Source organism: Pacificimonas sp. ICDLI1SI03 (assembly GCF_054740865.1).
In genome coordinates, this window is the sequence record NZ_JBSQAU010000001.1 from 2,293,200 (window position 1) to 2,307,301 (window position 14,102).

Below are 14,102 nucleotides of genomic sequence, written 5' to 3' on the forward strand. Positions count from 1 at the left end.
CTGCACTTTGCGGGTGACGCAACGAAAGGCAGCATTCGTTGCTCTTGCCGAATGGGTTGCTTCTGCTCATCAGGACAAGGGAAGAAAAACAAGGCGGGGACATCAGCTTGGAAAGCAAGAGAGCGCGCGCGCCGTGGCGGGGCTATATTCCGGCCATCACCACTCCCTTTGCAGAGGATCTCTCGCTCGACCTGTCGGCGCTGGGAACCCTTCTGGAATGGCTGCATGGCGAGGGGATGCACGGCCTCGTCATCGCCGGCACCACCGGCGAATGGCCGGTTCTGTCGCCAGAGGAGCGCGCGGACCTGTTCCGCGCCGTCGGACAGCAAATGTCGGGAAAGCTGCCCCTGATCGCGGGCTGCACCGATTACACGGCCACGTCCGTCCTGCGCTATGCCGCTGCCGCGGCAGAGGCGGGCTTTGACGGCATATTGGTGACGCCGCCGCCTTATATCCGCCCGAACGAGGGCGAGATCCTGAAATTCTACCGGGATATTTCGGACCGCACGCCGCTGCCCATCTGCGTCTACAATTGGCCGCCGGGCACCGGCATCGACATGAGCCTCGATCTGCTCACGAATATCGCCGCGCTGGAAAATGTCGTCGCGATCAAGCAGTCCTCCGGCGATCTGCGCCGTTTCCTGCAGACCTTCTTCACCCTCGGCGATCAGGTGCGCGTCTTTGGTCACAGCATGGACGAACATGGCCTTGCCCTGCTGGAGGCGAGGGGCGGCGACGGCACCATGGGCGCGGGCGCCGTGCTTGGCCGCTCGCACCCCGATTTCTACAACCGCCTGTGGGCGGGCGATATAGAGGGTGCGCGCGCCTGCGGGCTGCGTGACCGCGTCCTGATGGACGAATGGTACACAAAGGATCTGGTCGGCCGTTTCGGTTCCGGCCCGGCGATTTTGAAGGCTGGCCTGAATGCGCAGGGCCTTCCCGGCGGGCGCGTGCGCCCCCCCCTGATCGACGTGGGCGGGGCGGATCTCGACGCTATACGCGCCACGCTGGCCGACCTAGGATTGCTCTGACATCCTCTCCCTCGGCGGGGGCGAGGGGTCGCAGCGAAGGGGGCAGACCATAGGTGCCGCGCAAAAGGTAGATGTGCTGATTGTCGGCGGCGGGCTGATCGGCTGCTGCACGGCATGGCACCTCGCGCGCGGCGGCGCATCCGTACTCTTGCTTGAGGCGGGGCAGCTGAACGCCGGCGCGTCCGGTCAGAATGCCGGATCGCTGCATTTCCAGATAGAGCGCCGTTTCCTGGAACAGGGCGAGGCAAAGGCTGCCGAGGCGGCGCGCGTCGTCGGCCTGAACCGACTCGCCATCGACGATTGGCGCGGGCTTGAAGGCGAATTGGGCGTCGATGTCCATGTCCACATGAATGGCGGCCTGATGGTCGCGGAAACGGCGGCCGAGGCGGCGATGCTGGAGGCAAAGGTCCGGCAAGAGGCCGAACATGGCCTGGCGACGCAGATTCTCGACGCCGCCGGGGTACAGCGCATTGCGCCCTATTTGTCGGACCGCGTCTGCGCGGCGGCTTTTTCCCCGGACGAGGGGCATGCCGACCCGCGCAGCCTGACCCCGGCATTTGCCGCAGCGGCACGGGCGGCGGGCGCGCAGATTCTTACAGATGCCCCGGTGCTGGCGCTGCAAAAGCGGCCATCCGGCGGATTTTCGGCATCCTTTGGCGGCGCAAATGGGCAACGGCACGGCGAAATTGTCGCCGACCGCGTACTGGTCGCGGCGGGCGTGTGGACGGCGCACATCGCCGCGCTCGCCAACCTGCACATGCCGCTTTACCCCGTCGCCCTGCTGATGAACGTCAGTGAGCGGGCGGCGCCGTTCATGCCGCATCTGGTCCAGCATGTGGGTCAGCGCCTCTCCATGAAGCAGGCCGATGCGGGCAATGTCCTGATCGGCGGTGGCTGGCCCTCCGTGCTCAGGCGGCAGGGGGGCGCCTTCGACCTCGGCGCGCGTCCCGACATGAAGATGACGTCACTGACCGCCAATCTGGACATTGCTTGCCGCATCGTGCCGCGCGCGGCGGACCTCAACCTGATCCGCAGCTGGACGGGCAAGACCGCCGTCAGCGCCGACCAGCTGCCCATTGCCGGACAGGTGCCGCGCATGCCGGGATTCTTCGTCGCTGCCGGCGGGTCCGCCTTTACCCTGGGGCCGACGCTTGCGCGTCTGGTCGCTGGCGAAATGCTCAGCGATCAGCCTGATCCGCGGTTGGATGTCGTGTCACCGGCGCGATTCGAACATCTGAACAGTTTCATGGGGTGACGGCGATGCGGATCGGTGAACAGGCGGAGCGCGGCGCTGCGATCAGTGTGGAGGTGAATGGCACGGATCTGCCGGGCTTCGCGGGCGAAAGCCTTGCCGCGCTGATGCTGGCGGCGGGCATCACGCATTTCCGCACCAGCCGGGGCGGCACGCCGCGCGCGCCCTTTTGCAATATGGGCACCTGCGGCGAATGCTATGTCCGCGTCGATGGGCGGCAGCGGCGGGCATGTCTGGTGCCCGCGGCCGAGGGCATGAAAGTCTGCACGGATGACTGATCATCCCACTCCCATTCGCGACAATCACATGCTCGACGACGATATTCTCGGTGGCGATAGTCTCGACGTCGCGATCGTCGGAGGCGGCCCGGCAGGGCAAGCCGCCGCCATGCTGCTTTCCGGTCATGGCGCCCAAATTGCCGTTTTCGACGAACAGGCGCGCCCGGGCGGACAGATACTCCGCCAGCCGCCCACCGGGTTCCGCGTACCCGACTGGCTGCCGGGACGCACCTATCAGGGGCTGAAGCGTGATCTGGCGCGTTTTCAGCAATCCGGCGTGGCCTGGCATGGGGAACATTCGGTCCTCGGCATTCAGGGCGGCAACCCCTTTACCCTCACCATGTCAGGGCCGGATGGCGTACGGACTGTATCCGCCCGCCGCGTACTGATCGCGGGCGGGTGCCAGGATCTGGCGGTGCCAATGCCGGGATGGACCCTGCCCGGCGTCATGACCGTCGGCGGCTTGCAGGCATTTGTCAAAAGCCAGCGGATCGTGCCCGATGGTCCCATAGTCCTTGCCGGAACGCATCCCCTGATGCTCGTTCTGGCAGAGCAGTTGCTCCGGGCCGGTATGCCGCCGACCGCCGTCATCTTTGCGCAGTCGCAGCGGCGCATGCTGTCCCTTCTCGCACGCGCGCCCATGGCGGCGCTGACCGGCTTCGGCAATCTCGCCGCCGGTGCCGCCGCCTATCGCGCCCTGCGTGCTGCGGGCGTGCCCGTGTCCTTTGGCGATCCTCTGGCGTCGCTGGATGGGGACACGCAGGTGCGGCGCGCGCATCTGGCATCGGGTCGCCAGTTCGAATGTCGAACGGTCGGCCTCGGCTATGGCTTCGTGCCGCAGGCCGAACTGTTCAGGCAGGCGGGGGCAGAGACACAGGCTGCAGGGCGTGCCGGTGGCCGCGCCGCCCGCGCCGATGAATGGGGCGAAACCAGCGTGCCCGGCCTTTTTGCCGCCGGAGAGGCGCTGGGCGTTGCGGGGGCAGAGGCGGCCCGGGGGCGGGGTCATCTCGCAGGTCTCGGGATTGCCCGCTCGCTTGGCCTGATCGGCGTGGGCGACGCTCAGACAAGGGGCCGTTCCGTCCGCGCGCGGCTGGATCGCACTCTGCGTTTTGCCGACCTTCTCGACCGGCTCGCCGACCCGCGCCCCTATTTCCCGTCACTCACCTCATCGACGTTCATCTGCCGCTGCGAAGATGTCGACCTCGCCGCTATCGACACGGCCATCGCGGGCGGTGCGGCCACGGCGAATTCGGTAAAGCTGCAAACCCGCTGCGGCATGGGCGTCTGCCAGGGGCGCAATTGCGAACCCACATTGCTGCGCCATCTGGCCAGCGGGGGGCATCCCCAGGATGCCGGATTCGCGTCGCGCTTTCCCGCCCGTCCGGTGCGGCTGGCGGACCTGGCCGGACGGGATTTGTGCTAGGCGCAACGAACTATCGCCGCCGGTGCGCTTGCCGCATCGCCGTCGGCGGCTAGTCTTTCCGCTCAATCTCAGGGAGGAGAGCGATCATGTCCGAACGCCCCGTTTTTCATGCCGATCACGTATCCTGGACCGTCGCCGACGCCGATGCCGTCGCGAAATTCTACATGGATGTTTTCGGCGCTACGGAGCTGTTTCGCATGGGTCCGATGGATGCCGCCGATATGCCGAACGGCGCGGATGGCCGCGACTGGATGGCGTCGCATGTGAATGTCGCGGGCGCAAAGCTCAGCCTCATCATGCTGCGTCTGACCGAAACCCTGAACCTGCAACTGGCACAATATGACAAGCCGCAGGATCGCCGCACGGATTTGCCGCGCAATTGCGATGCGGGCGGCCATCATCTGGGCCTGCGCGTCAATGATGTGACCGCCGCCGTCACCTACCTGACCGCCAATGGCTGCACCGCGATGGACCCCATCGAAATCAGCGAGGGGCCGCTTGCGGGCAAGACCAATGTCTATCTGCAGGACCCCTGGGGCCACCAACTCGAAATCGTCGATTAAGCCGGAAAAAGGATCATCCTGATGAGCGTTCGCCATATCAATCCGCCTGCCCTTTACGACAGCGTCAAATATGGATTTTCCCATGCGGTCGTCGATACGCGCAGCGGCACCGTGCACCTGTCCGGTCAGGTTGCCTGGGACAAGGATTATCAGGTCGTCGGCGGCGCCGACCTGGCGGAGCAGGCGCGCCAGGCGCTCGCCAATCTGAAGATCGTGTTGCAGGAGGCCGGCTCCGGCGTGGACCAGATCCTTCGCCTGCGCACCTATATCGTCAATCATAATCCGGAAAAGCTGGGCATCGTGTCGGGCGAGCTGGCCAATTTCTATGGTGACGTCGAACCCGCCTCCAACACCGTCGTCGGTGTTCAGGCGCTCGCCCTGCCGGATTTCCTGGTAGAGATAGAGGCGACCGCCGCGCTGAAGGATTAGGCGCCGGGTCCCGCACCCTCACGCCAGATTGTCGTACAGCCGGTTCATCAATTGCAGCAGGCGTGCGAAATCACGTTCTGAAAAGCCGCGTATCAGCTTCTTGTAAAAGGGGGCGGTGACGGCCCGCGCGGCCATCAGCTTTTCCTCTCCCTCGGTCGTCAGGGCCAATTGGGTGACGCGCCTGTCCATCTCGTCGCGTTCCGTGGTGATCAGGCCTGCCCGTGCCATGCGTTCGGCGATTCGCATCAGGGTGGATAATTTGATGACGGCCGCTCGGCCGACCTTCGCCACTGGCCGGGGCGATTCTTCGCCCAGCACCATCAGCACGCGCCATGTCGGAATGTCGATGCCGATGCTGCGCAATTCGGTTTCGATCGCTGCATTGTACCGGCTGGCGGTGCGGTTCAGGAGGTAGAAGGGATAGGCCTCCACATGGAAATCCGCCGATCCCGGGTCCCCCAGTTTCCGCAAGTCCTCCGCCATATCGCCATTCCCTCCGGTTTACTTGCATATGCAAGTAATCTTTGTTACGCTTTTGCTCCCTTTCCGGGGATATGGAGGAGGACGCAATGGGGAATGAAACTGCCACCATGCTGGCAAATTGCGCGGCGGGCATCGCCTCGGGCGCAATCCGGGTCGTGGACCTGACGCAAATATTGTCGGAGGATACGCCGACTCTGGTGCTGCCGGACGAATTCGAGCAGTGCGCCGGTTTCTCGCGAGAGGAAATTTCGCGCTACGACGAACGCGGCGCCGCCTGGTACTGGAACAATTTCACCGTCAGCGAGCATACCGGCACGCATTTCGATGCGCCGATCCACTGGGTCAGCGGCAAGGATCTCGATGGCAATGCAGTGGACGAATTGCCGGTAAAGGATTTCGTCGCGCCTGCGGTCGTCATCGACTGTTCTAAGGAAAGCGCGGCCGATGCCGATTTCCTGCTCGATGTCCCCCATCTTGAGGCGTGGGAGGCTGAACATGGCCGCATTCCAGAGGGGTGCTGGGTCCTGATGCGCACCGACTGGTCGAAACGCGATGTCGATGCCTATACCAATCGTGACGAGCAGGGCGCGCACACGCCGGGTCCCTCCGTTGCGGCGGTGAAGATGCTGGTCGACGACCGGCGCGTTCTGGGCTTCGGTGTCGAAACCATCGGCACGGACGCGGGGCAGGCGCATCTTCTCGATCCGCCCTATCCCGCCCACACGCTGTTCCACGGTGCGGGTCGCTATGGCCTGCAGTGCCTGGAAAATCTCGATCAGCTGCCGCCCACCGGCGCGGTGATCGTCGCCCCGCCCCTAAAGATTCAGGGCGGTTCCGGCAGCCCCTTGCGCGTTCTCGCGCTCGTCGCGGATTGATGGCGGGCTGATTCATGGCAGAGCGGTCGTTCAAGCGTGAGGTAAAGAAGCTCGAAGTCGGACACGGCGCCGAATTTGAGGGCGAGGGCATCCTCGCCGTCACAAAGGCGCTGCTGCAATCGGGCGTGGCCTATGTCGGCGGCTATCAGGGCTCGCCGATCAGCCATTTGATGGACGTTTTCGCGGACGCGAACGACCTCCTTGAAAGCCTCGATGTGCACTTCGAGGCGAGCGCTTCGGAGGCGGCGGCCGGTGCCATGCTCGCCGCCTCGGTCAATTACCCCTTGCGCGGCGCGGTCGCGTGGAAGTCGGTGGTCGGCACGAACGTCGCCTCCGATGCGCTGTCCAACGTCGCTTCGGGCGGCGTTCGCGGCGGCGCGCTGATCATCGTGGGCGAGGATTATGGCGAAGGCTCCTCCATCATGCAGGAGCGTACCCACGCCTTTGCAATGAAATCGCAAATGTGGCTGCTCGATCCGCGTCCCAATCTGACCAGCATCGTCGACATGGTAGAGCGCGGCTTCGAACTGTCGGAGGCGTCGAACACGCCCGTCATGCTGGAAATGCGCGTCCGCTCTTGCCACATGACCGGCACCTTCACCGCAAAGGATAATGTGCGGCCTGCCTTTACGGTTGCTGATGCCGCCGCCAATCCTCAGCGGGATACGGACCGTATCGTGCTGCCGCCCGCCAATTTCCTGCACGAGGTGGAAAAGGTCGAAAAACGCTGGCCCGCAGCCATCGCCTATGTGCGCGATAACCGCCTCAACGAATGGTTTGGTCCTCAGGGCGACGAGGATAATGGCGATATCGGCATCATCGTGCAGGGCGGACTTTACAATAATCTCAACCGCGCGCTCGAACTGATCGGCCTGGCCGACGCGTCGGGCGGCTGTTCGCTGCCGATTTACTGCATGAACGTCACCTATCCTCTGATTCCGGAGGAGGTGCGCGAATTCTGCACCGGCAAGACCGCCGTCCTCGTGCTGGAGGAGGGGCAGCCCGAATTTATCGAACATGAGCTGAACACGCTCGTGCGCCGTGCTGATCTTCAGACGCGCATTGTCGGCAAGGATATTCTGCCGCGCGCCGGTGAATATAGCACGCAGGTCATTCGCGAAGGCGTCGGCGCCTTCCTGCGGCAACAGGGATCGTCCCTCGCGCCGCCGCCGGCAATCCCCGATCCCCTGCCGGGTGAAACGGCCAGCGAGATCCCGGGCCGTCCCGCCGGTTTCTGCACCGGCTGCCCGGAACGACCCATCTTCACCGCCATGAAGCTGGTGGAGCGAGAGCTGGGCCCGTCGCACGTTTCGGCGGACATTGGCTGTCACCTGTTTTCGATCCTGCCCCCCTTCAACATCGGCAATACGACCATGGGCTATGGCCTTGGCAGTGCCGGCGCATCGGCGTTCAGCTCGTCGGGCAAGGGAAAGGGCAGCAGTGGCGGAAAGCGCGCCATCGCGATCATGGGCGACGGCGGCTTCTGGCATAATGGCCTTACGTCGGGCATCGGCAATGCCGTCTTCAACAAGGACGACACGGTCACGATGATCGTCGACAATGGCTATTCGGCGGCCACCGGCGGACAGGACATTCTGTCGTCCCGCGCGCTCAACAAGGTGCGTTCGACGAAAAATCCCATTGAAAAGGCGGTTCGCGGCGTCGGCGCCGACTGGGTGCGATCGATCGACCGCACCTATGACGTGGCCGGTATGCGCGACACGTTGAAGGAGGCGCTGACCACCCCCGAAAAGGGACCAAAGGTCATCATCGCCAGCTCGGAATGCATGCTGAATCGGGAGCGGCGCGAAAAACCCATTCGCCGCCAGGCATTGAAGGATGGCAAGCGCGTGGTGCGGGAACGCTTCGGCGTCGACCCGGATACCTGCACCGGCGATCATAGCTGCATCCGGCTATCGGGCTGTCCGTCGCTTTCCATCAAGAAGAACCCGGATCCCCTGCGCCAGGATCCTGTGGCACATGTCGACAATAGCTGCGTCGGCTGCGGCCTGTGCGGAGAGGTCAGCCACGCCGCCGTTCTCTGCCCCAGCTTCTATCGCGCATCGTTGGTCAGCAATCCCGGACGCATGGAGCGCTTCTTTCACAATGTTCGCACCTCCGTCATCGGCTTCCTGCAATCCTGGGACGCGCGCGCACGCGCCGCGCGGGCATTCTGATGCAGGATCAGGGTACCCCGACTGACGAAACGACGCCGCCACAGCGGCTCAGCGTCGCGATCCTCGCGCTCGGCGGACAGGGCGGCGGCGTGCTGGCCGACTGGGTGCAGACGGTCGCGCGCGAACATGGCTGGCTGGCGCAGGGGACATCGGTACCGGGCGTGGCGCAGCGGACCGGATCGACGGTCTATTACGTCGAACTGGCACGCGCGGCAGAGGGGCAGCGTCCCGTCATGGCCCTTATGCCCGTGCCGGGCGATGTCGATGTCGTCGTCGCATCGGAATTGATGGAGGCGGGCCGTGCCGTCCTGCGCGGATTTTCAACCGCTGGACGCACGACGCTGATCGGTTCCACCAACCGCATCTACGCCATTTCCGAAAAATCGCGTTTGGGCGATGGCCGCGGCAGCAGCGAACGCATCATGGCGGCGGCGGCGGAGCGGTCAAAGCGCTTCATCGGCTTCGACATGGATGCCGCCGCGACGCGCGCCGGCAGTGTCATCAGCGCTGTCATGTTCGGTGCCCTTGCGGGCAGCGGCGCGCTGCCCTTTCCGCGTGAATCCTTCGAGGCTGCGATCCGCGCCAGCGGCATCGCCGTCGACAGCAATCTCAAGGGGTTTGAGGAGGGGTTTCAGGCGGCGAAGGCAGAGGCCGCCCTGCCGGTCGAATCCGTCTCCGACGTGCCCGTCCCGGAAAGCGAGACCGGCCGGAAATTGGCGGCGCGCATTACCGCCGACCTGCCGCCCCGTGCGCACGACCATGCCATGCACGGCGTCCAGCGGCTGATGGATTATCAGGATGCGCGCTATGCGACCCTCTATCTCGACCGCCTGGACAGCATTGCTGCCCTCGACGCCGCGCCCTTCACGCTGACGGCGGAGGCTGCGCGCCATCTCGCGCTCTGGATGAGCTATGAGGATACGATCCGCGTCGCCGATCTGAAGGTCCGCGAAAGCCGCCTCGCGCGCGTCAAGGGCGAGGTGCAGGTAGAGGACGCGCAACTGCTTCGCGTCACCGAATTCATGCACCCCCGTTTGCAGGAAATCTGCGACACGCTGCCCGCCGGGATCGGTGGCCGCATCGCCAACAGTCCCACGCTGACGCGGCTTTTGTCGCCGTTCTTTAAAAAGGGTCGCCACGTCGAAACGACCAGTATTCGCTGGTACGGGGCGCTGTTCTTCCTCTCCCGCCTGCGTCCCATGCGTCCGCGCTCGCTGCGCTATCGGGAGGAGCAGGAACGGATGGAGGCGTGGCTGGACGCGGTTCGCCGGGCCGCTGCAAATGATCGCGCCCTCGCAGAGGAAATCGTCAAGTGCCAGCGCCTGATAAAGGGCTATGGCGACACGTTCGACCGTGGCTTGAGGAACTATGCCGCCGTCATGGCGGGCCTTGATGTGCGGCCTTCCGACCGCGCCGCCGCCGACTGGCTAGCCGAATTGAGGGAGGCCGCGCTGGCCGACGAGGACGGTGATAAATTACGCGAACTGATCAACCAGGCGCGACAGTCACCGGTCACCGAACCCGCCCTCCTCGCCTCCTGAACAGGGGCGGCGCGCAATTTTGGGACACCGGCACTGCGGTCTGTGTCGGCCGCTGGCCTCCCCGCGCACCTAATTGGAACCGCACAGCGCCTGTCGCACGAACCGGACACCGAACCGGACAGATCCGTATCCCCGTGGCCACAGTGCAGGATAAATCGTCATGCGATGCGGCGGCATTGCTTGCGAAATAGGATTTCGAATCGGATTCTCCGCGCTTCGCTCTCTCTCATCGTCAGCCGCCACCCGCCGCCGGGCGATCGCCCATTGGGCGCGCCTCTGCACACGCGTCCTCGCGTACGCGCGCGCGCACATGCGCGCTGAGTGTGCGTTTTGTCCGGTTTGCCCCCTGTCCGGTTCGCGCTGCCGGCCGCTCAGTCGTTCAAATCGGTAAGGCGCGTACGCAGTTTCTTGAACGCATCCGCCTTGATCTGGCACACGCGCGCCGCCGTCACGTCCAGCGTCGCGGCGATCTCCGCCAGGTTCAGTTCCTCGACGAAATATAGCTGCAGGACCAGTGCCTCCCGCGCGGGCAGCGCGCCGATCTCCGTCGCCAGGCGCTGGCGGATTTCATCCTTTGCGGCGCGGTCGAAGGCGCTGGTCTCGTCGTCTGCGAACAGCATGGAATGGTCGGAATAGACCTCGTCGATTGACTGGTACTGGATGCCCATGACCTCGTCGCACAGCGTCGCATATTCGCCGATGTCCAGATCCATGCGCCCGGCGACCTCCTCGTCCGTCGGGTTACGGCCCAGTTCCGACGCCAGTCCGTCGCGAACATTGATCAGCTCGCGCCGCCGCCGCAGGGCGCCGCGCGTCATCGTGGCGCGGCGGCGCATTTCGTCCAGCAGGGCGCCGCGTATGCGCATGACGGCATAGCCGCCGAACGTTGTCGGATCGCCCTGATGCCTGTTGGCCGCCTCGATCAGGGCGACCATCGCCATTTGCACCAGCTCTTCCGGCTCGATCGTGCCGGGCGCCTTGCCGTGAATGTGCCAGGCGACCCGCCGTGCGGTGGGGATGTGCGCGGCGATCAGGTCCTGCGGCGTCATTCCCTCGCCGGGCATGTCGGCATAGCCATAGGCGTGCGCTGCGGTCCGTCGTGCCGTTCTCATTTAACGTCTCCCGATTCCAGCGCCGGCTCGATCACGCTCACCACATTGATCGCCTTGTCCTCCGGCACTTCGTCGAACGACAGGACGACAATGTCGGGCAGATGATGCTGCAACAGCATGAAAATGGGGCTGCGCAGCCGGGGGCTGGTGACAACAGCAAAGCTGCTGTCCCGCGCCGCCAGTTCCTGTGCCGTGGTGCTGATCGACGCGATGATCTGCTGCGCCAGGCCCGGCTCAATGGCCCGGTGCCCCGCTTCGGGGTCGGCGCCGATACAATCGCTCAGCAGGCGTTCGACCGGCGCGCCGAACGTGACGACGTTCAGCGTTTCCGATGGCCCCGCGACGCTCTGCACGATCAGCGGGCCGAGAGCGCGCCGGACATGCTCGGTCAGCTGCGCGGGGTTCTGCGTCTGCACGCCCGCGGCGCAGATCGCCTCCGCCATGCGCCGGAAATCGCGGATGCTGACATCCTCCATCAACAGGCGCTGCAATATCGCCGTCAGCTGTTGCAGCGAAACGGTGCCGGGCATCAGATTTTCGGCCAGCTTCGGCGCGCTTTCGGCCAGCGCGTCGACCATGCGGCTGGCCTCTTCCTGTCCGAACAGGCGGTGTGCATTGGAACCGATCACCCGCGACAAATGCGTCGCGATCACCGTGCTGACGTCGACCACGGTATAGCCGCAGGCCAGCGCCTGCTCCCGCGCGCCGGCGTCGATCCACTTGGCGGGCAGACCGAATGCCGGGTCCAGCGTATCCTCGCCCTCACAGGTGCCGAGCACATTGCCGGAATCGAGCGCCAGCAGCTTGCCATTGCGCACCGTGCCGCTCGCCAGCAATTCGCTGCCCAGAACGATGTTATAGCCGTCCGCGCCCAGATCCAGGCTGTCGCGGATGCGGCATTGCGGGATCAGGAAACCCAGCCGCTGCGACACCTGCCTGCGGATTCCGGTGATGCGGGACGTCAGCGGCGATCCCTTGCTCTCGCCCACCAGGTCGATCAGGCCAAAGCCGATCTCCAGCGTCAATTGCGTGTGATCGATAATATCGTCCCAGTCGAGCGTGGTGGCGCTCGGCTGCGCGCCCTCCGCCGGGGCGGCTTCCACCTCCGTGGGGGCATTTTTCGCCTGCATCAGGCGCCAGGCGATATAGCCGGATATGCCGGCAAAGGCGAACAACAGGATGTGGGGCATGCCGGGGACAAAGCCCAATATGCCCAGGATCACCGCGACGGGCATCCAGGCCCGGGCATGGGAAAATTGCGAGGACACCTGATCCGACAGCGTATCGGCCGAACTGACCCGCGTGACGATCGCCGCCGCCGCGATGGACAGCAGCAGGGACGGGATCTGCGCCACCAGCCCGTCGCCGATGGACAGGGTAATATAGGTCGATGCGGCATCGCCAAAGCTCAGCCCGTGCTGCGTCATGCCCAGGATCAGGCCGCCGAAGATATTGATCGCCAATACCAGCAGACCGGCGACGGCATCTCCCTTCACGAATTTGGAGGCGCCATCCATGGCACCATAGAAATCCGCCTCGGTTGCGACCTCTTGCCGGCGCGCCTTTGCCTCGTCCGAATTCAAAAGGCCGGCCGCCAGATCGGCGTCGATGGCCATCTGCTTGCCGGGCAGGGCGTCCAGCGTGAACCGCGCGCTCACCTCCGAAACGCGGCCCGCGCCCTTGGTGATTACCACCAGGTTGATGATGACCAGAATGGCAAAGACAAACAGGCCGACGACGTAATTGCCGGCGATGATGAAGCTGCCAAATGCCTGGATGACCTGTCCCGCCGCATGCGGCCCCTCATGCCCCGACACCAGAACGACGCGGGTCGAAGCGACGTTGAGCGCAAGGCGCAGGAGCGTCGCGAACAACAGGACCGTGGGGAAGGAAGAGAATTCCAGCGGTCGCCCCGCACCAAGCGACAGCATCAGCACCAAAAGCGATACGAGAATGTTGAGGATGAAGAATATGTCCAGCAGCGCCGCCGGCACCGGCACCACCAGCAGCGCGATCAGCACCAGGATCAGCGCCGGCATCACCGCCGTTCCGGATGCGCCGGAAAGTGTCTTCAGCGAAAATCGCCCGCTCATATCGCTTCACTACCGGTGCTGGTCAGCGACAGATAAAGCAGGCGTGCCGTCGTTGGCGTGATCTGCTGGGCGGATATATCGGCGGTGCCATTCGCCCTGGCGGCGATCCAGCGGCGGGTGGAGCTGAGCGCGTCCGCCTCGGCTGTCTTTGGCGCGCTGGCCGACGCCATCCTCGTCGGCATGGCGGCGGTGCCGCGCTCGTCGAACTTGCGGGCAAAGCGCTGGTGAATTTCGCTCAAGCTCCTTGGCGTGCCGGATGCCGCGAAGAAAACCGAGCGGTTGGCCCTTGCGGCGGCGGGCAGAATATTGGCGGCGGGCTGGTTCGGCTGCTCGTCCTTCGCCTTCAGAAAGGCGGCGGCGCCTGCGGCGCCCAGAAAGTGCGCCATGTAGAGGTCGGTGCTGTCGACCTCGCGCCCCAATTGGGATTCCAGGTGGTCGCGATTGTCGGCGGCAAAGGCCGCCGCCATGGCGGCTGCGGCGGCGGGCTGGGTACGCAGCGCCAATATATCGGCCTCGGCATTGCCGGCGCTATAGCGCCCCCCGGGCGTGCGCTCGATCCGGTCCGCAGCCCAGCCCAGCCCATGTTCATTGCCATGCTTGCGAACCGTTTCCAGCCAGGTCTGGTCGATGAACTGGTACAGTCCCGTCGCACTGGACGTTGCCGCCTTTGCATGCGGGTTGAAATTGCTTTCGACCTGCGCCTGCCGCGTCAGAAATTCGGCGTCGATGCCGGTCTGCGCACTGGCGTCGCGGATCGCCGAGGCGATGTCCGGACGCAGGCCGGCAAGCGACAAATTATTGACGGTCATTGGCCAAATGATCTCCTTGCTTCGGGATGAAGCAAG

The 14,102-nt window shown here is 64.8% G+C and carries 13 protein-coding genes; 9 read left to right on the forward strand and 4 right to left on the reverse strand.

Going from position 1 to position 14,102, the window contains the following annotated elements:
- Window positions 1-107: 107 nt before the first annotated feature.
- The 6 genes from ACSMXM_RS11215 to ACSMXM_RS11240 all read left to right on the forward strand — a co-directional run bounded on the left by ACSMXM_RS11215 (window position 108) and on the right by ACSMXM_RS11240 (window position 4,976).
- On the forward strand, window positions 108-1,031 hold the full coding sequence (locus ACSMXM_RS11215; protein ID WP_460316131.1) for a dihydrodipicolinate synthase family protein: 924 nt from the start codon (window positions 108-110) through the stop codon (window positions 1,029-1,031).
- Window positions 1,032-1,104: 73 nt separating this feature from the next.
- Window positions 1,105-2,286: an NAD(P)/FAD-dependent oxidoreductase gene (locus tag ACSMXM_RS11220; RefSeq protein ID WP_460316132.1), complete on the forward strand. Its 1,182-nt coding sequence runs from the start codon at window positions 1,105-1,107 to the stop codon at window positions 2,284-2,286.
- A gap of 5 nt (window positions 2,287-2,291) precedes the next feature.
- On the forward strand, window positions 2,292-2,561 hold the full coding sequence (locus tag ACSMXM_RS11225) for a (2Fe-2S)-binding protein (protein WP_460316134.1): 270 nt from the start codon (window positions 2,292-2,294) through the stop codon (window positions 2,559-2,561).
- Window positions 2,554-3,984: an FAD-dependent oxidoreductase gene (locus tag ACSMXM_RS11230; protein WP_460316136.1), complete on the forward strand. Its 1,431-nt coding sequence runs from the start codon at window positions 2,554-2,556 to the stop codon at window positions 3,982-3,984. Before ACSMXM_RS11225 ends, ACSMXM_RS11230 begins: the two co-directional genes overlap by 8 nt.
- An 86-nt stretch (window positions 3,985-4,070) precedes the next feature.
- Entirely contained in the window at window positions 4,071-4,547 is a 477-nt protein-coding gene (locus ACSMXM_RS11235; RefSeq protein WP_460316138.1) for a VOC family protein, read from the forward strand.
- Between the two features lie 21 nt (window positions 4,548-4,568).
- Window positions 4,569-4,976, forward strand: coding sequence for a RidA family protein (locus ACSMXM_RS11240; RefSeq protein ID WP_460316140.1), 408 nt, complete (start codon window positions 4,569-4,571; stop codon window positions 4,974-4,976).
- 18 nt (window positions 4,977-4,994) lie between these two features.
- Here ACSMXM_RS11240 and ACSMXM_RS11245 read toward each other — a convergent pair whose 3' ends face one another.
- On the reverse strand, window positions 4,995-5,459 hold the full coding sequence (locus tag ACSMXM_RS11245; protein ID WP_460316141.1) for a MarR family winged helix-turn-helix transcriptional regulator: 465 nt from the start codon (window positions 5,457-5,459) through the stop codon (window positions 4,995-4,997).
- An 86-nt stretch (window positions 5,460-5,545) separates the two neighbouring features.
- Here ACSMXM_RS11245 and ACSMXM_RS11250 point away from each other — a divergent pair, with 86 nt between their 5' ends.
- From ACSMXM_RS11250 to ACSMXM_RS11260, 3 genes are read left to right on the forward strand one after another with little or no spacing between them, the layout of a single operon-like run.
- Entirely contained in the window at window positions 5,546-6,334 is a 789-nt protein-coding gene (locus ACSMXM_RS11250; RefSeq protein WP_460316143.1) for a cyclase family protein, read from the forward strand.
- A 14-nt stretch (window positions 6,335-6,348) separates the two neighbouring features.
- The gene (locus tag ACSMXM_RS11255) at window positions 6,349-8,511 is read left to right on the forward strand and encodes a thiamine pyrophosphate-dependent enzyme (protein WP_460316145.1); all 2,163 of its coding nucleotides are present in this window, start codon (window positions 6,349-6,351) and stop codon (window positions 8,509-8,511) included.
- Complete coding sequence (locus tag ACSMXM_RS11260; RefSeq protein ID WP_460316146.1) at window positions 8,511-10,052, forward strand: indolepyruvate oxidoreductase subunit beta family protein; 1,542 nt, start codon at window positions 8,511-8,513, stop codon at window positions 10,050-10,052. The genes ACSMXM_RS11255 and ACSMXM_RS11260 overlap by 1 nt, the downstream gene beginning before the upstream one ends.
- A gap of 371 nt (window positions 10,053-10,423) precedes the next feature.
- On the opposite strand, the gene ACSMXM_RS11265 is transcribed toward ACSMXM_RS11260, so the two are convergent.
- Genes ACSMXM_RS11265 through ACSMXM_RS11275 form a run of 3 tightly spaced genes read right to left on the reverse strand, consistent with a single transcriptional unit; the run spans window position 10,424 to window position 14,066 of the window.
- Window positions 10,424-11,164, reverse strand: coding sequence for a FliA/WhiG family RNA polymerase sigma factor (locus ACSMXM_RS11265; protein ID WP_460316147.1), 741 nt, complete (start codon window positions 11,162-11,164; stop codon window positions 10,424-10,426).
- Window positions 11,161-13,257 (reverse strand): flagellar biosynthesis protein FlhA, encoded by a 2,097-nt coding sequence (gene flhA, locus ACSMXM_RS11270; RefSeq protein ID WP_460316149.1) that lies wholly within the window; start codon window positions 13,255-13,257, stop codon window positions 11,161-11,163. The genes ACSMXM_RS11265 and flhA overlap by 4 nt, the downstream gene beginning before the upstream one ends.
- Entirely contained in the window at window positions 13,254-14,066 is an 813-nt protein-coding gene (locus ACSMXM_RS11275) for a transglycosylase SLT domain-containing protein (protein ID WP_460316150.1), read from the reverse strand. Before ACSMXM_RS11275 ends, flhA begins: the two co-directional genes overlap by 4 nt.
- Window positions 14,067-14,102 lie beyond the last annotated feature (36 nt).

Bases quoted from the DNA above. Each gene is read 5' to 3' on its own strand.
- ACSMXM_RS11225 (WP_460316134.1), top strand. From the start codon at position 2,292: ATGCGGATCGGTGAACAGGCGGAGCGCGGCGCTGCGATCAGTGTGGAG.
- ACSMXM_RS11230 (WP_460316136.1), top strand. From the start codon at position 2,554: ATGACTGATCATCCCACTCCCATTCGCGACAATCACATGCTCGACGAC.
- ACSMXM_RS11235 (WP_460316138.1), top strand. From the start codon at position 4,071: ATGTCCGAACGCCCCGTTTTTCATGCCGATCACGTATCCTGGACCGTC.
- ACSMXM_RS11240 (WP_460316140.1), top strand. From the start codon at position 4,569: ATGAGCGTTCGCCATATCAATCCGCCTGCCCTTTACGACAGCGTCAAA.
- ACSMXM_RS11245 (WP_460316141.1), bottom strand. From the start codon at position 5,459: ATGGCGGAGGACTTGCGGAAACTGGGGGACCCGGGATCGGCGGATTTC.
- ACSMXM_RS11250 (WP_460316143.1), top strand. From the start codon at position 5,546: ATGGGGAATGAAACTGCCACCATGCTGGCAAATTGCGCGGCGGGCATC.
- ACSMXM_RS11255 (WP_460316145.1), top strand. From the start codon at position 6,349: ATGGCAGAGCGGTCGTTCAAGCGTGAGGTAAAGAAGCTCGAAGTCGGA.
- ACSMXM_RS11260 (WP_460316146.1), top strand. From the start codon at position 8,511: ATGCAGGATCAGGGTACCCCGACTGACGAAACGACGCCGCCACAGCGG.
- ACSMXM_RS11265 (WP_460316147.1), bottom strand. From the start codon at position 11,164: ATGAGAACGGCACGACGGACCGCAGCGCACGCCTATGGCTATGCCGAC.
- flhA (WP_460316149.1), bottom strand. From the start codon at position 13,257: ATGAGCGGGCGATTTTCGCTGAAGACACTTTCCGGCGCATCCGGAACG.
- ACSMXM_RS11275 (WP_460316150.1), bottom strand. From the start codon at position 14,066: ATGACCGTCAATAATTTGTCGCTTGCCGGCCTGCGTCCGGACATCGCC.